The 22,013-nt window shown below is 72.6% G+C and carries 19 protein-coding genes; 9 read left to right on the plus strand and 10 right to left on the minus strand.

Annotated elements, in window-relative coordinates; translation table 11 throughout:
• Positions 1 to 171: 171 nt before the first annotated feature.
• The 3 genes from ABZ738_RS00465 to ABZ738_RS00475 all read left to right on the plus strand — a co-directional run bounded on the left by ABZ738_RS00465 (position 172) and on the right by ABZ738_RS00475 (position 4,158).
• Complete coding sequence (locus tag ABZ738_RS00465; RefSeq protein ID WP_131054423.1) at positions 172 to 1,971, plus strand: alpha/beta hydrolase; 1,800 nt, start codon at positions 172 to 174, stop codon at positions 1,969 to 1,971.
• A gap of 136 nt (positions 1,972 to 2,107) precedes the next feature.
• The gene (locus ABZ738_RS00470) at positions 2,108 to 3,049 is read left to right on the plus strand and encodes a transporter substrate-binding domain-containing protein (protein ID WP_131054424.1); all 942 of its coding nucleotides are present in this window, start codon (positions 2,108 to 2,110) and stop codon (positions 3,047 to 3,049) included.
• Entirely contained in the window at positions 3,046 to 4,158 is a 1,113-nt protein-coding gene (locus ABZ738_RS00475) for a hypothetical protein (RefSeq protein WP_357210111.1), read from the plus strand. Before ABZ738_RS00470 ends, ABZ738_RS00475 begins: the two co-directional genes overlap by 4 nt.
• A gap of 19 nt (positions 4,159 to 4,177) precedes the next feature.
• Here the strand turns inward: ABZ738_RS00475 and ABZ738_RS00480 are convergent, their stop codons facing one another.
• From ABZ738_RS00480 to ABZ738_RS00515, 8 genes are all read right to left on the minus strand, one after another.
• A complete protein-coding gene (locus ABZ738_RS00480; protein WP_131054426.1) occupies positions 4,178 to 5,356 on the minus strand; it encodes an acyl-CoA dehydrogenase in 1,179 nt (392 codons plus the stop codon).
• Entirely contained in the window at positions 5,353 to 7,329 is a 1,977-nt protein-coding gene (locus ABZ738_RS00485; protein ID WP_357210115.1) for a biotin carboxylase N-terminal domain-containing protein, read from the minus strand. Before ABZ738_RS00485 ends, ABZ738_RS00480 begins: the two co-directional genes overlap by 4 nt.
• A 91-nt stretch (positions 7,330 to 7,420) precedes the next feature.
• A complete protein-coding gene (locus tag ABZ738_RS00490; protein WP_131056931.1) occupies positions 7,421 to 9,022 on the minus strand; it encodes a carboxyl transferase domain-containing protein in 1,602 nt (533 codons plus the stop codon).
• Positions 9,019 to 10,221, minus strand: a complete 1,203-nt coding sequence (locus ABZ738_RS00495) for an acyl-CoA dehydrogenase family protein (protein WP_357210118.1) — start codon at positions 10,219 to 10,221, stop codon at positions 9,019 to 9,021. Before ABZ738_RS00495 ends, ABZ738_RS00490 begins: the two co-directional genes overlap by 4 nt.
• On the minus strand, positions 10,218 to 11,960 hold the full coding sequence (locus tag ABZ738_RS00500) for an acyclic terpene utilization AtuA family protein (protein ID WP_236146067.1): 1,743 nt from the start codon (positions 11,958 to 11,960) through the stop codon (positions 10,218 to 10,220). Before ABZ738_RS00500 ends, ABZ738_RS00495 begins: the two co-directional genes overlap by 4 nt.
• Positions 11,957 to 12,766, minus strand: a complete 810-nt coding sequence (locus ABZ738_RS00505; RefSeq protein ID WP_357210121.1) for a TIGR03084 family metal-binding protein — start codon at positions 12,764 to 12,766, stop codon at positions 11,957 to 11,959. Before ABZ738_RS00505 ends, ABZ738_RS00500 begins: the two co-directional genes overlap by 4 nt.
• Positions 12,767 to 12,783: 17 nt before the next feature.
• Entirely contained in the window at positions 12,784 to 13,419 is a 636-nt protein-coding gene (locus ABZ738_RS00510; RefSeq protein WP_131054407.1) for a TetR/AcrR family transcriptional regulator, read from the minus strand.
• Positions 13,420 to 13,646: 227 nt separating this feature from the next.
• Positions 13,647 to 14,324 carry a Crp/Fnr family transcriptional regulator gene (locus tag ABZ738_RS00515; protein WP_013736306.1) on the minus strand — a complete coding sequence of 226 codons (678 nt, stop codon included), beginning with the start codon at positions 14,322 to 14,324 and terminating at the stop codon, positions 13,647 to 13,649.
• A gap of 217 nt (positions 14,325 to 14,541) precedes the next feature.
• Here ABZ738_RS00515 and ABZ738_RS00520 point away from each other — a divergent pair, with 217 nt between their 5' ends.
• From ABZ738_RS00520 to ABZ738_RS00545, 6 genes are all read left to right on the plus strand, one after another.
• Positions 14,542 to 15,204: an adenosylcobinamide amidohydrolase gene (locus ABZ738_RS00520; RefSeq protein WP_131054406.1), complete on the plus strand. Its 663-nt coding sequence runs from the start codon at positions 14,542 to 14,544 to the stop codon at positions 15,202 to 15,204.
• A 189-nt stretch (positions 15,205 to 15,393) separates the two neighbouring features.
• A complete protein-coding gene (locus tag ABZ738_RS00525; protein WP_236145845.1) occupies positions 15,394 to 16,467 on the plus strand; it encodes a CapA family protein in 1,074 nt (357 codons plus the stop codon).
• Positions 16,468 to 16,528: 61 nt separating this feature from the next.
• Positions 16,529 to 17,308, plus strand: a complete 780-nt coding sequence (gene nth / locus ABZ738_RS00530) for an endonuclease III (RefSeq protein WP_131054404.1) — start codon at positions 16,529 to 16,531, stop codon at positions 17,306 to 17,308.
• The gene (locus ABZ738_RS00535; RefSeq protein WP_236145843.1) at positions 17,305 to 17,913 is read left to right on the plus strand and encodes a TlpA disulfide reductase family protein; all 609 of its coding nucleotides are present in this window, start codon (positions 17,305 to 17,307) and stop codon (positions 17,911 to 17,913) included. The genes nth and ABZ738_RS00535 overlap by 4 nt, the downstream gene beginning before the upstream one ends.
• Before the next feature lie 17 nt (positions 17,914 to 17,930).
• The gene (locus tag ABZ738_RS00540; protein WP_131054403.1) at positions 17,931 to 18,650 is read left to right on the plus strand and encodes a CoA pyrophosphatase; all 720 of its coding nucleotides are present in this window, start codon (positions 17,931 to 17,933) and stop codon (positions 18,648 to 18,650) included.
• A gap of 63 nt (positions 18,651 to 18,713) precedes the next feature.
• A complete protein-coding gene (locus tag ABZ738_RS00545) occupies positions 18,714 to 19,892 on the plus strand; it encodes a MarP family serine protease (protein ID WP_131054402.1) in 1,179 nt (392 codons plus the stop codon).
• Between the two features lie 3 nt (positions 19,893 to 19,895).
• On the opposite strand, the gene ABZ738_RS00550 is transcribed toward ABZ738_RS00545, so the two are convergent.
• Positions 19,896 to 20,510 carry a phosphatase PAP2 family protein gene (locus ABZ738_RS00550; RefSeq protein ID WP_357210895.1) on the minus strand — a complete coding sequence of 205 codons (615 nt, stop codon included), beginning with the start codon at positions 20,508 to 20,510 and terminating at the stop codon, positions 19,896 to 19,898.
• Between the two features lie 178 nt (positions 20,511 to 20,688).
• On the minus strand, positions 20,689 to 22,005 hold the full coding sequence (gene mycP / locus ABZ738_RS00555; protein ID WP_357210128.1) for a type VII secretion-associated serine protease mycosin: 1,317 nt from the start codon (positions 22,003 to 22,005) through the stop codon (positions 20,689 to 20,691).
• Between the last annotated feature and the right edge of the window lie 8 nt (positions 22,006 to 22,013).

Consider the following 22,013-nt stretch of genomic DNA (forward strand, 5'->3'; position numbering starts at 1 on the left):
CTGCGTAACATCTGACAACTCCACCTTACGGGATGCCGAAAGCACGACCTTGACGCCTGCATTGTCGGACATGTTGCTGTTCATCGGACCGCATGCATCGTCCGACGTCTCTAGAGTGACGGAGGTCGAGCCCGACTCGACGTGTCCCGTCTCCCACCGGAAGGCGTCCACATGCCACGACCAATCCGGAACTTCGCCGCCGCCGGGCTGATCGGCGCGCTCCTCGCCGGAGCGGCGGTCGTGCCCGCCAGCGCCGCACCCACCACGATCGGCGGGGGCATCGCCACGGTCTCGCACCGCACCAGCCCGCTGGAGCGGCTGCGCGTCGACCGTGTGCCCACGCCCAAGCTGGACTGGTACGAGTGCTACGACTACGCCGAGTGCGCCACCGTCGACCTGCCGCTGGACTACGACCAGCCGAGGGGCGAGACGACCGAGATCGCGGTGCTGCGGGTCAAGGCGCGGGACCAGAAGCGCAAGATCGGCAGCCTCTTCCTGAACCCCGGCGGACCGGGTGGCTCGGGCACCGACTTCGCCCTGTTCGCGCCCTACTACCTCGGTGACGAGGTGCTCGACCGGTTCGACATCGTCGGCGTCGACCCGCGCGGGGTGGGCGCCAGCGAGCAGATCCGGTGCTTCACGTCGGTCAAGGACCAGACCCGGGCGTACGAGGGGTTGAACGTCACCTTCCCGTACACAAGAGCCGAGGAGAAGGCGTACGTGGCCTCCTCGATCGCGGTCGGCAAGGCATGTTCGACCACCGGCAAGCCGCTCAGCGGCGCGATGTCGACCGCCCAGGTCGCCCGCGACTTCGACGTGCTGCGGCGGGCGGTCGGCGACAAGAAGCTGTCCTATCTGGGCATCAGCTACGGCAGCGTGCTCGGGCAGTACTACGCGAACATGTTCCCCGACCGGGTGCGGGCGGTCGCGATCGACGGTGTGCTGGACGCGACCACGTGGTTCGGCGCCGGCGCCTCCGGCAACCTGGGCCAGGAGGACCGGATGCGCAGCGCGCAGGGCGCGCACAAGGCGCTGCGCGAGATCCTCAAGCGCTGCAAAGCGGCTGGTGTGGAGGTCTGCCCGCTGGCCTCCGGTGACCCGGTCGCCAAGTTCGAACTGCTGACCAAGCGGCTCAAGGCCAAACCGCTGGTGATCGAGGACCCGGACGAGGGCGATTACACCTTCACCTACGCCACCGTCATCGGCATCACCGCGCGTTACCTTTATGATCCGTACGGCTACGAGATCGTCTACCTCCTCGATGGCCTGCTGACGCTGACCGACCCGTCGGCGACGAACGCGTCGCGGACGCAGGCACGCACCTCGCTGCTCCAACGGACCGAGAAGGCGCGGCAGCAGGCCCGGGCCTACGACTTCCCGTACGAGAACGGGCTGGAGGCCTTCCTCGGGGTGGACTGCACCGACGCGTACCACCCGAAGGACGCCGCCTCCTGGGCGGACCGGGCGGCCAGGGCCGACAAACGCGACCCGCACTTCGGCCGGTACTGGTCCTGGGTCTCCGCGCCCTGTGCCCGGGACACCTGGACAGTGCGGGACGAGGACCGCTTCACCGGCCCGTTCAACCGGCGGACCGTCAACCCGGTCCTGGTCGTCGGTAACTACTGGGACCCGGCGACCAACTACAACGGTGCCGTCGCCACGGCCAAGCTGCTGCCGAACAGCCGACTGCTCTCCAGCGACAACTGGGGCCACTCCGCGTATGGCACCTCGGCCTGCGCGACCGGCGCCATCGACGCCTACCTGCTGCGGTTGACGCTGCCGAAGAAGGGCACCGTCTGCCACGGCGACATCCAGCCGTTCGAGGAGCTGCCGGAGTCGGCGGCAGGCGCCCGGGTCGACACCTCCAAGGAGGACCTTGCGGCCAAGGGTGCACCGCGCCGCGGTGCGCCCAAGCAGCTCCCGCCGGTGGTCGTGCCGATGCCGGGGATCGGCGCGCTGACGGCGCGCTGAGGTCGCGACACACCCTCCGGGGTGCGGCGGGCAGTCGGATGCCCGCCGCACCCCGGTGCGTTTCACGACGGTACCGACTGGCAGACGCTCGCTACTTTCAGTGTCATGACAACTTCGGAAGGTAGCGAGGTGATCCATGGTCAGTCGGTTCTCCACCACCCGGTTCCGCTCGGTGGCCACCACCCTCGCGGTCGCCCTGACGCTGTTCCTGGGCGCAGCGGCCGGTTGTGACAGTCAGAAGGAGCCGGAACTGCCCTCGGTGCAGGAGAAGCTCCGCGAGTCGCACGTCTGGGAACAGAACGTGCTGCGGATCGGTGTGGCGGTCAACGAGCCGCTGATGGGAGACGTACGCGACGGCGGGCACGTCGGCTTCGACGTCGAGATCGCCCGCTACGTCGCCGCCTCGCTCGGCTTCGAGGGCGACCAGCGGATCGAGTTCGTGTCGGTCTCCACCGAGGACCGGATCCCCGCCCTCCAGGGCGGCATAGTCGACCTGGTGGTGTCCAGCTTCTCCATCACCGAGGAGCGCAAGAAGGAGGTCAGCTTCGCCGGGCCGTACCTGGTGACCACACAGGAGGTGATGGTCCCGAGCCGGCACCGGGACACCATCCGGACCATCGAGGACCTGCGGAACCCGAAGTTCCAGATCTGCACCAGCGGTGGCTCCACCACCGAGGCGGAGCTGGAACAGCACCAGGTGCGCGCGGTGGTGGTGAAGGACGTCGGCGACTGCGTCGAGGGCATCCTGGACGGCCGGTACGACGCCGTCAGCTCGGACGAGACGATCCTCGCCGGCTTCGTGGCCCGGTATCCGACGGAGTTCGAGATCGTCGACATGCCCTTCGGCACCAGCGAACTGCTCGGCATCGGCGTGCCCATCGGCGACCCCGCGCTGCGCGACCTGGTGGCGTACTTCCTCGACAAGAGCTACCGCCAGGGTCGCAACGGGGAGATCAGCCCGTGGCAGGTCGCGTACAACCGGACGCTGGGTCCGTGGCTGCGGACGGAGAAGCGGCAACCGCAGCCCCTCGACGTGCCCCGACTGGTCGACTTCGACGACAAGGTGCCGGGCCGATGAGCACGCCGGCGGCGACCACCGGCAACGCCCCGGACGCCGACCGGCCGGTGCCGTCCCAGGTGACGCCCTCCGAGCCGGCGGTGCCGCCACGGGACGCCCCCGCCAGGCAGGACGGGCCTGCCACGTCGGAGGGGCCCGCGGACGTCGGCGGGGACCGGACCGAGCGCCGAGCGCGGTCCAGCCAGTCGTTCTGGACGGCGGTGGTCGGCGTACCGGCGATCTTCTCGGTGCTCCGCCTCGGCGTCGAGGCCGGCGGCGAGTTGCAGACCACGTTGCTGCTGGTGGCGAACGTGGGACCGGTCAACATGCTGGCCGGCTTCCTCACCACGGCGGCCCGCCTGCTCTGCACCGCGCTGGTCGCGGTCTTCGCGCTCGGCGGAGTGCTCGCGGCCAGCCGGGAGGCCACCGCCCGCCGCTCGCTCTTCGCCCGCTGGATGGACGTCACACCGAGCTGGTTCATCGCGGCGAGCTTCCTGATGGCCCTGCTCACCTGGCCGCTGCTGTACCTCCCGCTGCTGCTGCCCACCCTGGCGGCGGCGTTCGGGCTCACGGCGGTCCGGCTGCACGAGCGCCCGGCGGTCCGCATCCTGATGATCACTGCGGCGTACGCGGGCTACCTGTGGCTGCTCCTGCCCACGCTGCGCGACGCGTGGCGGCAGGCCGAGCCGCTGCCGATCGCGCTGCTGGTGGTGCCGCCGCTGCTGGCGATCTTCGTCGCCGGGCCGCTGCCCCGGGTGGTGCTCCGGGCCTTCGCCCCGCTGAGTCAGGCCGCCGTGCTGGTGGTGCTGGTCTGGGCGGCGCTGCCGGTGATCAGCACACCGGTGCTGCCGCTCACCGTGACCACGGTCGGGGCCACCGCCGAGGCCAGCGAGGAGATCCGGGGGCACGTGGTGACCACCGACGACGTGCACACGGTGATCCTCCAGGAGCGGGGCGGCGTCCGGTACGTGCCCGTCGACCACGTACGCGAACAGGTGCTCTGCCCCTCCGAGGAGGAGCTGCCCCGCTACCGGCTCTGGATCCACGACTTCCACATCGAGGACTCACTGCTGGAAGGGCTGGGCCGGCGGGTACGCCCGGTGCACCGGGTGGACGCCGCCTGCCGGTGAGCGCCCACCCGCCCCGGGCTCAGTACGACTTGTCCTGGCCGAGCACGTGCTGGGCGACGAAGTTGAGGATCATCTCGCGGCTGACCGGGGCGATACGACCGGCCCGTACCGCCCCGAGCAGCGTGGCCACGCCGTACTCGGTGGTCATGCCGGCACCGCCGAGCGCCTGCACGGCGGTGTCGACCGCGAGCGCGGCGGCCTCACCGGAGGCGTACTTGGCCATGTTGGCGGAGATGCCGGCCTCCAGGTCACGTCCCGCGTCGTAGAGCGTCGCCGCCTTCTGGATCATCAACCGGGCCAGCTCCACCTGCACTGCCGCATGGGCCAGGGGATGCGACACGCCTTGGTGCGTGCCGATGGTCCGACCGCCCCAGACCGTGCGGGTCGCGGTGTACTCCGAGGCGCGCTCGATGGCGTACCGGCCGGTGCCGGCGCCCATCGCGGCGACGGTGATGCGTTCCGGGTTGAGCCCGGAGAACAACGCCGGCAGTCCGGCGTCGAGCGACTCGCCGACCAGCGCGTCGGCGGGCAGCCGGACCTCGTCCAGGTAGAGCAGGAACTGGTTCTCCGGGGAGAGGATCTCCATGTCCAGCTTGGACCGGGTCAACCCGGGCGCGTCGGTCGGCACGATGAACAGGGCCGGCTTCAGCCGCTGCCCGGCACCGTCGGTGGTGGTGTCGTCCCCGGCGCGGGCCACCACGAGGACGTGCCCGGCCTCGTCGACGCCGGAGATGTAGCACTTGCGACCGGAGAGTACCCAGTCGTCGCCGTCGCGACGGGCGACGGTGCCGAGGCGGTGGAAGTTGGACCCGGCCTCCGGCTCGGTGATCGCGAAGACGATCTTCTGGGAGCCGTCGGCCAGACCGGGCAGATGGCGTTTGCGCTGGTCCTCGGTGCCGTGCCGGGCGATGACGGTGGCCGCGATGGCGGGGGAGACCACCAGCAGCAGCAACGGGCAGCCGGCGGCGGCCAGTTCCTCGCAGACGATGGCCAGATCGGTGATGCCGCCGCCCCCGCCGCCGTACTCGGTGGGGATGTTGACGCCGAGGTAGCCGAGCCGGCCGGCCTCGTGCCACAGCTCGGTGGTGTGCTCGCCGGCCTTGGCCTTATCCACGAAGTAGCGGTGGCCGTACCGCCGGCCCAGCGACCGGACCGCGTCGCGGAGCTGCTCCTGTTCCGGGCTGAGGTCGAAGTTCATGACGATGCCTCCTCGGTGGGGGTGACCACGGCCAGCACCGCACCCGTGTCGACCTGGCCGCCGGCCGCGACCGGCAGCTCGGTGACCACGCCGTCGGTCGGGGCGAGCACGGGGTGTTCCAACTTCATCGCTTCCAGGGTCAGCAGCAGGTCACCGGCGGCCACCCGCCGGCCGACCTCCACGTGGACCCGGGCCACCGCCCCGGGCAGCGGGGCGAGCAGCGACCCGGCGGTCAGCTCCGCACCGGGCGCCGGGAAGCGCGGCAGCTCGGTCAGGCTCGCCGCGCCGTCCGGGCCGTCCACGAAGATCGACGCACCGACCAGGTGCACCCGGTACGCCCGGCGCACCCCGTCGACGTCGAGCACCACCCGTTCCGGGCCCGCCTCGACCAGCGTGACCTCCGGCGACTCGCTCTCCGGCGACGTCGACCACTCGGCGATGCCGCCGTCGCGGTCCAGCCGGTACCGGACCTCGACCTCCCCGTCCGGGCCGGAGAAGTGGGCGACCTGCGGGAAGGCGGGCACGTTGCGCCACCCCGAGGGCAGCCCGGCCAGCACCGGCGCGGCGGCACGGCGGGCCGCCGCTGAGGCGAGCGCGGCGGCGAGCGCGACCAGGGGCACCTCGCCGGGCGGCAGCAGCGGGGCGAAGACCCCGGGATGCCGGTCCAGGAAGCCGGTGTCGACCTCCGTCGCGCCGAACTCCCGACTCCGCAGCACCCGGACCAGCAGGTCCCGGTTGGTGGCCACGCCGTGCAACTCGGCCCGCGCCAGCGCGGCGGCCAGCGTACGGGCCGCCTCGGCGCGGGTGGGCGCCCAGGCGATCACCTTGGCCAGCATCGAGTCGTAGTGCACCTGCACCGCCGAGCCGTCCCGCACGCCCGAGTCGAGCCGCAGCCCACGCGTCGGAACGAACTCGCCGACCACCCCGGGGACCGTGAACCGGTGCAGGGTGCCGGTGGCCGGCAGGAAACCCTGGGCCGGATCCTCGGCGCAGAGCCGTACCTCGATCGCGTGGCCCTCGGCCGGCGGCGTCACCGTCAGTGGCAGCGGCTCGCCCTCGGCGACCAGCAGTTGCAGCCGGACCAGGTCCAGCCCGGTGACCGCCTCGGTGACCGGATGTTCCACCTGGAGACGGGTGTTCATCTCCAGGAAGTGGAAGTCGCCCTCCGGGGCGAGCAGGAACTCCACCGTGCCCGCGCCGACGTAGTCGACGGCCCGGCCGGCGGCCACCGCCGCCGCGTGCAGCCGGTCCCGCAGCTCCGGGGCGAGCACCGCCGGAGCCTCCTCGACGATCTTCTGGTGCCGGCGCTGGATCGAACAGTCTCGCTCCCCGAGCGCCAGCACGGTGCCGTGCCGGTCCCCGACGATCTGCACCTCGACGTGGCGGCCCCGCTCGACGTACCGCTCGATGAAGACCGTGCCGTCGCCGAACGCCGACGCCGCCTCGCGGCCCGCGCCCGCCACCGCCTCGGCGAGACCGTCGGCGTCCCGGACGATCCGCATGCCGCGACCGCCACCACCGGCGGACGCCTTCACCAGCACCGGGAAGTCGGTGACCTGGGCGGCGTCGGTCCAGGAGGGCAGCATCGGCACGCCCGCCTCGGCGAGCAACGCCTTGGCGGCCAGCTTGTCGCCCATCGCGGCGATCGCCTTCGCCGACGGGCCGACCCAGGTCAACCCGGCGTCGGTCACCGCCGCCGCGACGTCGGCGTTCTCGGCGAGGAAACCGTAGCCCGGGTGCACGGCGTCCGCGCCGGACCGCCGGGCCGCCGCCAGGATCAGGTCGATCCGCAGGTACGTCTCGGCGGGCGTGTTCCCCGGCAGGCGTACCGCCCGATCGGCCTCGGTGACGAAGGGCGCGTCGGCGTCCGCGTCGGAGTGCACGGCGACCGTCTCGACGCCGAGCACCCGACAGGTGGCGATGATCCGGCGGGCGATCTCGCCCCGGTTGGCGACCAGAAGCCTGGTGATCATGGCAGCAGAGCCTTTCTCGCGCTCATCGGGCTGGTCTTTCGTTCGCGACTGCGGGACTCCGCTGCGCTGCGTTCCTCGCGCTCACGGGGGTTCACATCCGGAAGACGCCGAAGCCGGCGGCACCGCGTACCGGCGCGTTGTGCACGGCCGACAGGCAGAGCCCGAGGACGGTACGGGTGTCCCGGGGGTCGATCACCCCGTCGTCGTAGAGCCGTCCGGAGAGGAACAGCGCGCCGGACTGGGACTCGATCTGCTGCTCGACCATCATCCGCATGGCGGCGTCGGAGTCCTCGTCGAACTCGTGGCCCCGGGCGGCGGCGGCCTGCCGGGCCACGATGGAGAGCACGCCGGCCAACTGGGCCGGGCCCATCACCGCGGACTTCGCGTTCGGCCAGGTGAACAGGAACCTCGGCTCGTACGCCCGGCCGCACATGCCGTAGTTCCCGGCCCCGTACGAGGCGCCCAGGTTGACCGTCAGGTGCGGCACCGTCGAGTTCGACACCGCATTGATCATCAGCGCGCCGTGCTTGATGATGCCGCGCTGCTCGTACTCGGTGCCGACCATGTAGCCGGTGGTGTTCTGCAGGAAGATCAACGGTGTGTCGGCGGCGTTGGCGAGCTGGATGAACTGCGTCGCCTTCTGCGCCTCCTCGCTGAACAGCACCCCCCGGGCGTTCGCCAGCACGCCGACCGGGAACCCGTGCAGCTCGCCCCACCCGGTGACCAGGGCCGTGCCGTACGCCGGTTTGAACTCGTCGAACTCGCTGCCGTCGAGCAGCCGGGCGAGCACCTCACGTGGATCGAAGGGCACCTTCAGGTCGGCGCTGACGATGCCGAGCAACTCCTCCGGGTCGTGCCGGGGCGGGCGCGGGTGCGGCGTACGCGGCCCCGGCCCCTGCTTGCGCCAGTTCAGCCGGCGGACACACTGCCGGGCCAGCCGGAGGCCGTCCCGCTCGTCGGCGGCAAGGAAGTCGGCCAGGCCGCTACGGGTGGCGTGCATCGCCGCACCTCCGAGCGACTCGTCGTCGGCGTCCTCCCCGGTGGCCATCTTCACCAGCGGCGGCCCGGCCAGATAGACCTGCGAACGCTCTCGGATCATGATGGTGAAGTCCGACATCCCGGGCACGTACGCGCCACCGGCGGTGGCGTTGCCGAAGACCACGCTGACCGTCGGGATCTTCTCGGCCGAGAGTCGGGTCAGGTCACGGAACACCCGGCCGCCCGGGATGAAGATCTCCGCCTGGGTGGGCAGGTCCGCGCCGGCCGACTCGACCAGGTTGACCATCGGCAGCCGATTGGCCAGCGCGATCTCCCCGGCCCGCCGGGTCTTCGCCAGCGACCACGGGTTCACCGCACCGCCGCGTACGGTCGGGTCGTTCGCCACGATCATGCACTCGACGCCCTCGACCACCCCGATCCCGGTCACCACGCTGGCCCCGACCGGGAAGTCCGTGCCGTACGCGGCCACCGGCGACAGCTCCAGGAACGGGCTGTCCCGGTCCAGCAGCAGCTCGATGCGCTCGCGCGGCAGCAGCTTCCCGCGTGCGTGGTGGCGGGTCACGTACTTCTCGCCACCACCGGCACGTGCCTGGTCGAGCGCGGCGTCCAGCTCGGCGATCCGGTCCCGCAACGCCTCCCGGTTGGCCCGGTGGGGCGGTGAGGTGAGGTCGACCGTGCTCTCCAACGTGGTCATAGACCGATGCCCTTCGCGACGATCTCGTTCATGATCTCGGTGGTGCCGCCCCCGATGCCGAGGATCCGGGCGTCCCGGTAGTGCCGCTCCACCTCGGCGTCGCGCAGGTAGCCGAACCCGCCGTGCAGTTGCAGGGCCTGGTCGACCACCCAGTCGCTCGCCGCCACGGCCACGTTCTTGGCCATCGCCACCTCGGTCACCACCGGCTCCCCGGCGACGACCCGGGCGGCCACCTCGTGCACGTACGCGCGGGCGGCCTCGGCGCGGGTGTGCATCTCGGCCAGCCGGTGCCGGACCACCTGTCGACCGACCAGCGGACGCCCGAACGTGGACCGGTCCCGGCACCAGCGCACGGTCAACTCGACGCAGCGCTGCGCGATCGCGTACGCCTGGGTGGCCAGGGAGAGCCGCTCGGCGGCGAAGTGCTGCATGATCGCGAGAAAGGCGGTGCCCTCCTCACCGATCCGGTTCGTCACCGGGACGCGTACGTCGACGAAGGAGAGTTCGGCGGTGTCCGAGCAGTGCCAGCCGAGCTTCTCCAGCCGACGCCCCACGGTGAACCCGGGCGCGCCCTTCTCGATCACCAGCAGGCTCAACTCGCCGCCACCCGGTGGACCGGTGCGGACCGCCGTGGTCACGAAGTCCGCCCGGACACCGCTGGTGATGTACGTCTTCGCACCGTTGACGACGTACTGGTCGCCGTCGCGGCGGGCGTGGGTGCGGATTCCGGCGACGTCGGAACCGGTCTCCGGCTCGGTGACGGCGAGCGCGCCGATCGTGGTGCCGGCGAGCGTCGGTCGGACGTACCGGTCGACCAGGTCGTCATCGGCCGGCGTGCGCGGCACCGGCGGCCCGGCCGCGCCCGGGAGCGTGCCGCCGAGCCGACCGCCGGCTGCGGCGACCATGTGCGGCAGCGCGATGCCGTGTGTGAACAGGGCCGCGACCAGCCCCGACGAGCCGCCGGCGCGGATGATCTCCTCGGTGACGACGATCGAGTCGAGCAGGTCGCCGCCGCTGCCGCCGACCGACTCCGGGAAGCCGACGCCGAGCAGCCCGGTCCGCGCGGCGGTGACGTGCAGCGCGCGGGGCACCTCGCCGGCCCTCTCCCAGTCGGCCAGGTGCGGCAGCACCTCCCGGGTCACGAAAGCCCGGGTCAGTTCGCGCAACTGACGCCGCTCCGGCGTGTCCACGATGGTCATCCTGCCGACCTCCCGGTGGGGGCCGGACCCGTGGGCAACTCCGCCGGCAGGTCGACCAGCCGGGCGCGGAGCAGCTCACCGAGCGCCTTGGCCTGTGGGTCGAAACGGGTCGAACCGGCCACCCCCGGTCCGAGCAGCCCCTCGATCACGAAGTTGACCGCCCGCAGGTTCGGCAGTTCGTAGCGCCGCACGGTCAGCGGGGCGGTCTCCGGCAGCAACTCGGCGAGCCGGGCCACGGTCAGCCACCCGCGCAGCCAGGCCCACGTCGCGTCGGTACGCGCCCACACGCCGAGGTTCGCGTCCCCGCCCTTGTCGCCCGAGCGCGCCCCGACCAACTCCCCGAGCGGTGCTCGCCGCGTCCCCGCCCTCAGGTGTAAGGAAGGGTCCCCTGCTATCGCCTGGTGTCGTACAGGGGACCCCTCCTTACATCGCACCGGGGGTGGGGGGATGGTGCGTCGGGTGCCGTCGGGCAGTACGGCGACGTGGGTGACCGCGTCCTGGGGCACGGTGTCGGTGGTGAAGACGCCGTACGGGGTGGCGTCGCCGGGCAGCGTGGTCAGCGTGCAGCCGGGATAGGAGGCCAGCGCCAGCTCCACCGCCGCCGTCGAGAACGCCCGTCCGGCCCGCGTCCTGTCACCGTCCCGCAGGTGTACGTGCAGCAGCGCACTCGCCACCTCGGTGTCGGTCGCGTCCGGGTGGTCGGTGCGGGCCACCTGGAACTCCAGCCCGTCGGTGCCGACCGCCGCCTCCAGTTGCGTCCGGACCAGGGCCGCCTTCGCCTCGATGTCCAGCCCGCAGAGCACGAACGTCATCGAGTTGCGGAAGCCGCCGAGGTTGTTGACGCCCACCTTGAGCGTCTCCGGCGGTGGCGTGCCCCGGACACCGGAGACGCGTACCCGGTCCGGCCCGTCCTGGCGCAGCGCGACCGTGTCCAGCCGGGTCACCACGTCCGGCCCGAGGTACGCGGGCCCGGCCACCTCGTACAACAGTTGGGCGGTGACCGTCTCCACGGTGACCGCGCCGCCGGTGCCGGGATGCTTGGTGAGCACCGACGAACCGTCGCGGCGCAGCTCGGCGACGGGGAAGCCGGGCCGGTGGCCGCCGTCGGGCAGCTCGGTGAAGAAGCTGTAGTTGCCGCCGGTGACCTGGGCCCCGCACTCGATCAGGTGCCCGGCGACGGTGGCGCCGGCCAGCGCGTCCAGGTCGTCGTGCGTCCAGCCGAAGTGGGCCACGGCCGGGCCGACCACCAGGGAGGCGTCGGTGACCCGGCCGGTCACCACCACGTCCGCCCCGGCGTCGAGGCAGGCGGCGATACCGAACGCCCCGAGGTACGCGTTCGCGGTGAGCGCGTCCGGGCGGGCCAGGGTGTCGCCCTCGACGTACCCGACCCGCACGGGCAGCCCGAGTCGCTCCGCGAGAGCACGGATCGCGGCGGCCAGCCCCGCCGGGTGGAGTCCACCGGCGTTGGTGACCAGCGCGACCCGGCGGTCCAGCGCGGTGCCGAGGCACCCTTCGAGCTGCCGCAGGAACGTCTTCGCGTACCCGAGGTCGGGGTCGCGCATCCGGTCCCGGCCGAGGATCAGCATGGTCAACTCGGCCAGGTAGTCGCCGGTCAGCACGTCCAGTTCGCCGCCGTCGAGCATCTCCCGCCACGCGGAGAACCGGTCACCGTAGAAGCCGGACGCGTTGCCTACCCGCAGCACGTCACCCGTGCGTGGCCGCCGGTCGGGCGCGCTCACGCGCTGGCTCCGGCACGGTCGTCGCCCGGCGACCGGGGCGTGGGGGCCGGGCCGGGTGGGCCGGCGAATGCCTGCGCCACGTCCAGCCACGCGTCGGCCACCGGTCCGTCGGCCACCAGGGCGGTGTCGGCCCGGTGCCGGCGTCGGGTCACCAGCAGGCAGAAGTCGCGCGCCGCGCCGGTGACCCGGTCGCCCGCGTCCGGCGGGCCGAAGGCCCAGGTGTCGCCGGTCGGCGCCAGCAGCTCGACCCGGACCGGCGCCGTCGGCACCGCCCGGCCGTGCGCGGCGAAGCTGTGCCCGACTGTCCGGGAGCCCAGGTACGCGATGTGCCGTAGCCGGGCGGTGGCGGGCCGGGACACACCCAGCGCGTCGGCCACGTCCTCGCCGTGCGCCCAGGTCTCCATGATCCGTGCGGTGGCCATCGAGGCGGGCGACATCCGGGTGCCGTACCAGGGCAGCTTCTGTCCGGCCGGTGCGGCGGCGAGCGACGCCGCGAGCGTGCGGCGGCCGTCCCGCCAGCGGTTCAGCAGCGCGTCCGGCGGGGCGAGGAACGCTTCCGCCCCGGCGTCGACCAGACGGGCCGGGTCCGGCGCGGCGGCGACCGAGGCGTGGAACGCGTCCGGATCGGTCGCGGCCAGGTGGGACACGTGGTCGGTCCAGGCCAGGTGGGCGATCTGGTGGGCGACGGTCCAGCCCGCTGCCGGGGTGGGGTGCTCCCACTCCGTCGCGGGCAGGGTCGCGACGAGCGCGTCGAGCTGCGCGGACTCGGCGGCCAGATCCGTGAGGAGTACGGCCAGGTCGACCATGGTGCCTCCGGTGGGAATCAGTCCCGCTCGCCTTCCGGCAGGTCGTCGGCGGGGGTGAGCAGGGTGGTGAACTGGTGTTTCCAGGCGTGCAGCAGGGCGGCCCGGCGGGCCGAGTCGTCGCTGAGCAGGTTGGCCACCCCGAGGCCCCGGAGCAGGTCGAGGGTGGCCTGCACCGCCTCGCGTACGCCCGGCCGTCGCTCGTCCACGCCGAGCAGCTCGACGGTCAGGCGGTGCATCTCGCGCCCGACCCGGGTCTCCAGCGGCAGCAACGCGGCACGCAGTTCGGCGTCGGTGCGGGCGGCCACCCAGAGTTCGAGGGCGGCCACGAAGAGCGGCCCGGTGAAGGCGGCGGCGAGCAGGTCGACCACCCGGTCCAGCCGGCGGGGGCCGGCCGGCAGTGCCTCCGCCTCGGCCCGCAGCTCGGCCGCCCGGCGTTCGGTCAGGTGTGCCACGGCGGCGGTGACCAGGGCTGCCCGGGTCGGGTAGTGGTGCAGTTGGGCGCCTCGGGAGACTCCGGCCCGGGCCGCCACGACCGTGGTCGTGGTGCCGGACCAGCCATGCTCGACCAGGCACTCGACGGTCGCCTCCAGCAGCCGGGCCCGGGTGGCACGGCTGCGCTGTTGCTGAGGGACGCGGGTCGATGCGGGAGGCACGGGCACAGCCTGCCGCCCGGAAAACAAACAGTCAAGACTGACTTTTTTCGGTGCGGTGAGCCGCACGAGGCGGTCACCGACGCCGAACCCGAACCCGAACCCGCCCGGCCGGACAAGACTCTGCCCGGACAAGACCCGTCCGGCCACGATGCCGCCTGGACACGGCCGCCCGGACACGACACCGCCCGGCCGCGAGTGGCGGCCGGGCGGTGTCGGGAGCAGGGGTGTCAGACCCGGGCGCGGCGTGCCAGGCGCTCCGGGTCGAGGATGATGATGCTCTTGCCGTCCAACCGGAGCCAGCCCCGCGAGGCGAAGTCGGCCAACGCCTTGTTGACCGTCTCGCGTGAGGCGCCGACGAGCTGGGCAATCTCCTCCTGGGTCAGGTCGTGCGTCACCCGCAGCACGCCACCGTCCCGGGTGCCGAAGCGGCCCGCCATCTGGAGCAGGTTCTTGGCGACCCGACCGGGTACGTCGGTGAAGATCAGGTCGGCGAGGGCGTCGTTGGTCCGGCGCAGCCGGCGGGCGAGCACGCGCAGCAACTGCTCGGCGATCTCCGGCCGGTTGTTCAGCCACGGACGCAGCGCCTGCTTGCGCAGTCGGGCCAGGCGGCTGTCGGTCACCGCGGTGGCGGTCGCCGTACGCGGACCCGGGTCGAAGAGCGACAGCTCGCCGACCATGTCCGACGGCCCCATCACCGCGATCAGGTTCTGCCGGCCGTCCGCCGCCCGGCGACCCACCTTGATCTTGCCGGACAGCAGGATGTAGAGACTGTCGCCGGGCTCGCCCTCGTTGAACACGACCTCGCCCTTGCGGACCTCGATCGTCTCCATCTCCTTGGCGAGCGCCTCGGCAGCCTCCGGGTCGACTCCCTGGAAGATCCCGCTGCGGGCCAGTACCTCGTCCATCGCGCACCTCCGGTTGCGCGTGCCGTCTGTCGGCCGGGCCGCCGTCCGCTGATCCCTCGCGCGCCGCCCAGTCTAGGCGCACGTGAGCAGGAATCAGAGGTGCACCCCTGGAATCTTGATCGTTGGGCGTAACCTTCCCGTGTCGGTCGCCCGGTACCATCGCTCGCCCGCGCGGGCCGCCGACGACCGGCAGGGCCGTCGGCCGTAGGGTCACGGCGTGTTGAGCGAGCCGCAGGTGACCACCCGCCACGAGGACGGAAGGGACATTCCGCTACTCGTGTGGCGCGCCGTGCGGCCGTTGCGGACGGTCGGCACCGGCCCGCTCGGCGGCGGGCTCGGCGTACGGCGGTGGGTGTTGAACGCGACCGTGCCGATGTCGTACGACCGGGACGACCCCGCCGACCACCTGGCCGGCATGGCCCGGCGGCTCGGCCTCGACGGACCCGGGGTGGGGTTGCTGACCGGTGTCGACGTGACCGAGGTGATCGCGCGGACCGACACCGGCGTGCAGGTCTGGGCCACCGTCGGCCTGGGTACCCCGGTGCCGGCGGCGGCACCCGACGTGGCGGCCCCGGCCCAGCGGGTCGGCACGGTCAACATCGTGGTGTACGTCCCGGCCCGGCTCGGCGACGCGGCCCTGGTCAACGCGGTGGCCACGGCGACCGAGGCGAAGGCGCAGGCGATCGCGGACCTCGGGCTACCCGGCACCGGCACCCCGACGGACGCGGTCACCGTGCTCTGCCCACCGGACGGCCCGGTCAGTGCGTACGGCGGCCCGCGCTCGACCTGGGGAGCGCCGCTGGCCCGCGCGGTGCACGCCGCGGTGTCGGCGGTCGGCACCGACACCGTCGTCCCATGGTCGGATCGGCTCCAGGGCTGAATCCTCCACCCGATCGGCCGTCGTCGCGGCGTTTCCCGCCCGGTATGGTCGCCCCCGATGTATGCTCGCGCCCCCCTCGCGTCGCGTCCACGCCGCCGTGCCTCCACGGCGTCGCGTCCGCGCCCCCACGCCGCTCTCGCGGCGCGTCCACGCCGCCGTTCCCTGGCCGCGCTCGGTGCGCTGCTCGCCATGCTGCTGTTCGCCGGTTGTGCCGATCTCGGTCAGGAGCCGGTCTGGCAGCCGGGCGCGGGCGGTGGGACCGGCGGGCCGGTCGAGTCGACCCCGCCCAAGGTCAAGACCATCTCGCTCTCCGCCACCGGTGACATCGTGATGGGCAACGCGCCCAACCGGCTGCCGCCCAACGGCGGGAAGGGCTTCTTCGACTCGGTCAAGAAGGCGATCTCCGCCGACGTGGCGATGGGCAACCTGGAAGAGCCGTTGACGGTGGACACCGGCACCGGCAAGTGCGGGGCCGACTCCACCCGGTGCTTCCAGTTCCGCGCGCCGCCGGAGTACGCCGCGCACCTCGCCGACGCCGGGTTCGACCTGCTCAACCAGGCCAACAACCACGGCTACGACTTCGGGCCCAAGGGGTACGAGAACACCCAGAAGGCGCTGGAGGAGCACGACCTGGCGCACACCGGCGCGCCCGACCAGATCACGGTGGTCGAGGCCGACGGTGTCAAGGTCGCGGTGGCCGGCTTCTCGTCGTACCGCTGGTCGAACAGCCTGGTCGACATCCCGTCCGCGAAGAAGGTCGTCGAGAAGGCCGCCACGATGGCCGACATCGTCGTGGTGCAGGTGCACATGGGGGCCGAGGGTTCGGAGATGACCCGTACCCGCCCGGGCACCGAGATGTTCCTCGGCGAGAACCGCGGCGACCCGATCAAGTTCTCCCGCGCGATGATCGACTCCGGCGCCGACCTGATCGTCGGCCACGGCCCGCACGTGCTGCGGGGCATGGAGTTCTACAAGGGCCGACTGATCGCGTACAGCCTGGGCAACTTCGCCGGGGGCGGCGGCATGCTCAGCAACAACGGCCGCCTCGGCTGGGGCGGGGTGCTCAAGGTGACCCTCGAACCGGACGGCACCTGGTCCGGCGGGTCGTTCGTCTCGACGTACATGAACGGCATCGGCAAGCCGACCACGGACCCGGACGACCGGGGCCTCGGCCTGCTCCGTGAACTCACCAAGCTCGACTTCCCGGAGACCGGCGCCCAGTTCACCAAGGCGGGCAAGATCAGTCCGCCGGACGAGGGCTGATCGCCGGTCCGAGACGTGTGGGCCGACCGGAGCGTCGGCGTGGCGACGTAGGCTGGCCGTCGTGACCAGAAGCGCCACCGAGACCGACCTCGGTCGTACGCGTCGGGCGCGGCGGATCGGCCGCGTGCTGACCGAGACGCATCCCGACGCCCACTGTGAGCTGAACCACGGCAACGCGCTGGAGCTGGCCGTCGCCACCATCCTCTCGGCCCAGTGCACCGACAAGAAGGTCAACGAGGTCACGCCGAAGCTCTTCGCCCGGTATCCGAGCGCCCCCGACTACGCCGGGGCGAACCGGGACGAGATGGAGGAGCTGATCCGGCCGACCGGCTTCTACCGCAACAAGACCAGCTCGCTGATCCACCTCGGTCAGGCCCTCGTCGAGCGGTACGACGGCCAGGTCCCGGGGCGGTTGGCCGACCTGGTGACCCTGCCCGGGATCGGCCGCAAGACCGCCAACGTCATCCTCGGCAACGCCTTCGACGTGCCCGGCATCACCGTCGACACGCACTTCCAGCGGTTGGTCCAGCGCTGGCGACTGACCGCCGAGACCGACCCGGTCAAGATCGAGCACGCCATCGGGGCGATGTATCCCAAGCGCGACTGGACCATGCTGTCGCACCGGATCATCTTCCACGGCCGGCGGGTCTGCCATGCCCGCAAGCCCGCCTGCGGCGCGTGCACGCTGGTGAAGCTCTGCCCGTCGTACGGCACCGGCCCGACCGAGGCGGCCGCCGCCGCGAAGCTGCTCAAGGGCCCCCGGGCCCGTGACCTGGCCGTCGCCGCCGGAGTCGACCCCGACCTGGTGCCGGTGCAGGCGGTCCGGGCGGAGGCGCCGTGATCCGCCGACTGGCCCTGATGTCCCTGCCGCTGCTGCTGCTCGGCACCGTGGCGTGTACGCCCGAGACCGACCGGCCCGCCGCCACCGGGGCGGACACGAGCACCAGCCGGCCGTCGCCGTTCGAGGAGTGCACCTCCCTCGTCGCCGAGCCCGGCGCGGTGGACACCGGCACCCCGCAGGGTGATCGGCTGCCCGAGCTGACCCTCACCTGCTTCACCGGTGGCACCCCGGTCGCGCTGCGCGACATCCCCGGCCCGGCCGTGATCAACATCTGGGCCTCCTGGTGCCCGCCCTGCCGCAAGGAACTGCCCGCCTTCCAGCGGCTCAGCGAACAGACCGAGGGGCGACTGCGGGTCGTCGGGGTGAACACCCAGGACAGTCGCAGCGCCGCGCAGTCCATCGGCGAGGACTTCGGCGTGCGGTTCCCGATGCTGTTCGACCAGGGCAAGGCGTTCCAGCGGGCCCTCGAACGCAACGCGTTCCCGATGACGGTGTTCGTCGGCGCCGACGGCGGTGTCCGGCACATCGACACCTCCGGTGCGCTGGACGACGCCGGCCTCGCCGGCCTCGTCCGGCAGCACCTCGACATCGTGGTACCGGCGTGAGTGAGGTGCCCGCCAGGATGACCTCGGGCCCGGGGACGTCCGACGCGCCACGGCCGGTGCCGGACTGGCTGGACCCGCTGCTGGTCCGGCTCGGCACCGCCCGCATCGAGGACTTCACCCAGGTACGCACGCCGGAGCAGGGCGGCCGGGAGAGCGCCGTCCTCGTGCTGCTCGGTGAGGACCCCGAGACCGGTCCGGACGTGCTGGTGCTCCAACGTGCCGCGACGCTGCGTAACCATGCCGGTCAGCCGGCGTTCCCGGGCGGTGCCGCCGACCCGGGCGACGCCGACGCCGCCGCCACCGCGTTGCGTGAGGCCAACGAGGAGGTCGGCCTCGACCCGGCGAGCGTCACCGTACTGGCGCAACTGCCGAGGCTGTGGATCCCCGTCAGCGAGTTCGTGGTGACGCCGGTGCTCGCCTGGTGGCACACGCCGCACTGGGTGCACCCCCGGGAACCGGCCGAGGTGGCGCATGTGGCCCGGCTACCGGTCACCGAGCTGGTCGACCCGGAGAACCGCGTCCGGGTACGCCACTCCAGCGGCTGGGTCGGCCCCGCCTTCTCGGTACGCGGCATGCTGGTCTGGGGCTTCACCGCCGGGGTGCTGGCCGCGCTGCTGGAGATGGGCGGCTGGAGCCGACCGTGGCCGCACGGCCGGGTGATCGACCTGCCCCCGTCCGGTGCGTCGCCCGCCCCCTCAGCCGGCACCGACGAGGTGGACGAGAGCGCGATCCGCTGACCGCGCGGTCACCTTCCGCAAGCGGTCGTCATCCCACGAGCCCCCGGCCCGTACGCTTGACCCGTGTCGGCCGTTGATCTCGTTCTGCTGTTACTCATGCTCGTGTTCGCGATCAGCGGATACCGGCAGGGGTTCGTCATCGGGGTGCTCTCGTTCTCCGGGTTCTTCCTCGGTGCGCTGATCGGGCTCCAGATCGGGCCGATGTTCGCCCAGCAGTTCGTGGACAGCGGCACCCGCGTGCTTATCTCGCTCGTCGCCATCTTCGGCCTGGCGGTGATCGGCCAGGCGCTCGCCGGATGGCTCGGCTCCCACCTGCGCCGCACCATCGCCAGCGACACGGGTCGGCGGCTCGACGACATCGGCGGCGCCTTCGTCTCGCTCTTCGCGGTGCTCCTGGTCGCCTGGCTGGTGGCGGTGCCGCTCGGCTCCTCCTCGGTGCCCTGGCTCGCCAATTCGGTCCGCAGCAGCGCGCTGCTCAACGTGGTCGACCAGGTGCTGCCGGACCAGGCCCAGCAGCTCTCCACCGCACTGCGCGACACCGTCGACACCAACGGCTTCCCGGACGTCTTCGACGGCCTGCGCCGTTCCCAGGCACGGCAGGTCGAGCCGCCCGACCCGGCGCTGGCCGGATCGCCGGTGGTCGCGAACGGCCAACAGTCGGTGGTCAAGGTGCTCGGCTCGGCGAAGAGCTGCTCCCGCCGCATCGAGGGCTCCGGCTTCGTGTACGCCGACGACCGGGTGATGACCAACGCGCACGTGGTCGCCGGCACCGACTCGGTCGCGGTGGAACTGCGCGGCGAGCGGTACGAGGGCGTCGTCGTCGTCTACGACCCGGACCGCGACCTGGCCGTGCTCTACGTGCCCAACCTGCCCGGTCCCTCCATGCGGTTCGCCGCCGGCAACACCACCAGCGGCGCGGACGCCATCGTGCTCGGCTTCCCGCTGGACGGGCCGTACAACGCCCAGTCGGCGCGGATCCGCGACGTCGACCGGATCACCGGCCCGGACATCTACTCGTCGGGGGACGTGACCCGGGAGATCTACACGATCCGGGCCCTGGTGCGCAGCGGTAACTCCGGCGGGCCGCTGGTCTCCTCGAACGGCCTGGTGCTCGGGGTGATCTTCGCAGCGGCCGCGTACGACCCGAACACCGGCTTCGCGGTGACCGCCGCCGAGGCCCGGCCGGTGGCGCTGGCCGGTGCGGAACGCACCCGGGAGGTGGGCACCGGCGAGTGCACCTGACGGTCACCCGGCCGACGGTGACCGCCGGGCCCGGAGCGCGAAGACCGCAGTGGTCGCGGTGACCACCGCCGTGCCGAGCAGCCATCCGGCGACCACGTCGCTGGACCAGTGCACCCCGAGCGCGACCCGACTGAACCCGGTGACCAGGGCGATGGCCAGCGCGGCGGACCAGACCGCCACCCGGGCCGCCGACCGGGCGCTGGTCCGGGGCAGGAACACCACGAGCAGCACCCCGGCGGCCAACGCCGCGTTCAGCGCGTGGCCGGACGGGAAGGAGAGGCCGGGGGCAAGTGCCACCGGTTCGGGCAGATCCGGTCGCGGACGGCCCACCACGAGCTTGAGCAGCGGCCCGAGCAGACCGCCGAGGATCATGGTCGTGGCGACCCAGACGGCCAGCCGCCGCGCACCCCGGTAGGCCAGCCAGACCACCAGACACAACGCCCCGGCGCGCAGCGGCATCGGTGCGAACACGTCCGTCCAGAGGCGCATCACCGACACCCAGGCCGGGTGGTCGTGGGCGACGGCGTGCAGGTCGGCGGTGATCGCCGCGTCCAGCCGCCGCAGCGGCGACCAGTCGCCCATCACCAGCGTGGCGAGCAGCGCGAACGGCACGAGCATCGACAGGCCGGAGGCGGTGGGGCCGGGGCGCAGGCCCGACGGACCGTCCGCAGGACCGAACGGGTCGCGGACCGACGGGGGCGCCGTCGTGCGCCGGCCAGAGGCACTCACGCCGATGGTTGTACCCCGCCGAGCAGGATCGAAGACCCGGGATCGCCGGATTGCCCGGCGGTGCCGCTCAGCGTCGCCGCAGCCGACGCACCATCAGCGCCGCACCGGTGACCAGGGCGACGAGGATCGCCGAGCCGGCCCAGAGGCGTACCGGACCGGTGTCCTCCGCCGCCCCGGCGGCGCGGGCCCGCCACCGGGTCTCCTGCGGCGATCCGGTCAGACCGAGCTGCTCGGCGTCGCGGTCGCCGACCGGCACCGAGCCGGGTGCCGGGCCGAAGCCGGTCACCCCGGGCGAGTCGTTGTCGTCCAGCGGGTTGTCGCCGACCGGGGGTACGTCCGTGGTCAGCGCCGCGATCGGGTCGACCAGGCCGTACCCGAACCGGTCGTCGCGGCCGGTGGGCCCGATGTCCTTCGCGGTGACCAGCAGCCGGTTCACCACGTCCCCGGCGGACATCTGCGGGTAGCGGGCCCGGACCAGGGCGGCGGTGGCGGCGACCAGCGGGGCCGCGAAGCTGGTGCCCTGCACCCGCCAGTACCCCTGCGGCGGCCGGGCGCCGACCAGGCCGCTGGCCGGGGCGGTGAGGACGGTGGCGCGACCGGTGATCGCGCCGCTCCACAGGTTGTCGCTGTTGCGCTCCAGCCCGGAGACGGCGATGACGCCCGGCTCCCGGGCCGGATACCACACCTTCGCCTCCGGTGACGTGGCGAGATTGCCGGTGCAGGCGACCACCACCACGTCCTTGGCGAAGGCGTAGTCGATGGCGGCGGCCAGGGCGGGGCTGTCGCCGTTGCCGCCGAGCGACAGGTTGATCACTTTGGCGCCGTTGTCGACCGCCCACCGGACGCCCTTGGCGACGATCAACGCGTCGTCGTACCGGTTCTCCTCGTCGAGCACGCGGACCGGCAGGATGCGGGAGTCGGGGGCCAGCCCCACCACGCCCCGGCGGTCGTCCCGGCGCCCGGCGATCAGTCCGGCGACCGTGGTGCCGTGCCCGACCGGATCGGGTTCGGCGGCCCCGTCCGGTGCGACCAGGTCGAGACCGGGGAGCACCTGACCGGCCAGGTCCGGATGCGAACCGTCCACCCCGGAGTCGATCACCGCGACGATCACGCCGCGCCCGGTCGAGGTACGCCAGGCGATCTGCGCGCCCAGCTTGTCGAGCTGCCACTGCTCGTCACGGACCTGGTCGGCACGCTCGGCGGTGTCCGGGGCGTAGGCCACCGGCACGCCGAAGGAGGTCGGGGCGACCGGCACGGCAGCGGCCGGAACGGCCGCGACCGCGGCCGCCAGCGTCGTGGCCGCCGCCGCCAGCAGCGCCCGATGCGCGAACCTTCGCGGCCCCGGCGGGCCGCTCTGCCGCACCCTGGTCACATCCTCCGCCATTCGTCGCA

The sequence above is a fragment of the Micromonospora sp. NPDC047793 genome, from assembly GCF_040642635.1.
Classification (GTDB): domain Bacteria; phylum Actinomycetota; class Actinomycetes; order Mycobacteriales; family Micromonosporaceae; genus Micromonospora.

Coding starts and splice junctions, on each gene's coding strand:
- ABZ738_RS00465 (WP_131054423.1), top strand. CDS start 172: ATGCCACGACCAATCCGGAACTTCGCCGCCGCCGGGCTGATCGGCGCG.
- ABZ738_RS00470 (WP_131054424.1), top strand. CDS start 2,108: ATGGTCAGTCGGTTCTCCACCACCCGGTTCCGCTCGGTGGCCACCACC.
- ABZ738_RS00475 (WP_357210111.1), top strand. CDS start 3,046: ATGAGCACGCCGGCGGCGACCACCGGCAACGCCCCGGACGCCGACCGG.
- ABZ738_RS00480 (WP_131054426.1), bottom strand. CDS start 5,356: ATGAACTTCGACCTCAGCCCGGAACAGGAGCAGCTCCGCGACGCGGTC.
- ABZ738_RS00485 (WP_357210115.1), bottom strand. CDS start 7,329: ATGATCACCAGGCTTCTGGTCGCCAACCGGGGCGAGATCGCCCGCCGG.
- ABZ738_RS00490 (WP_131056931.1), bottom strand. CDS start 9,022: ATGACCACGTTGGAGAGCACGGTCGACCTCACCTCACCGCCCCACCGG.
- ABZ738_RS00495 (WP_357210118.1), bottom strand. CDS start 10,221: ATGACCATCGTGGACACGCCGGAGCGGCGTCAGTTGCGCGAACTGACC.
- ABZ738_RS00505 (WP_357210121.1), bottom strand. CDS start 12,766: ATGGTCGACCTGGCCGTACTCCTCACGGATCTGGCCGCCGAGTCCGCG.
- ABZ738_RS00515 (WP_013736306.1), bottom strand. CDS start 14,324: ATGGACGAGGTACTGGCCCGCAGCGGGATCTTCCAGGGAGTCGACCCG.
- ABZ738_RS00525 (WP_236145845.1), top strand. CDS start 15,394: ATGCTGCTGTTCGCCGGTTGTGCCGATCTCGGTCAGGAGCCGGTCTGG.
- ABZ738_RS00540 (WP_131054403.1), top strand. CDS start 17,931: ATGACCTCGGGCCCGGGGACGTCCGACGCGCCACGGCCGGTGCCGGAC.
- ABZ738_RS00550 (WP_357210895.1), bottom strand. CDS start 20,510: ATGCTCGTGCCGTTCGCGCTGCTCGCCACGCTGGTGATGGGCGACTGG.
- mycP (WP_357210128.1), bottom strand. CDS start 22,005: ATGGCGGAGGATGTGACCAGGGTGCGGCAGAGCGGCCCGCCGGGGCCG.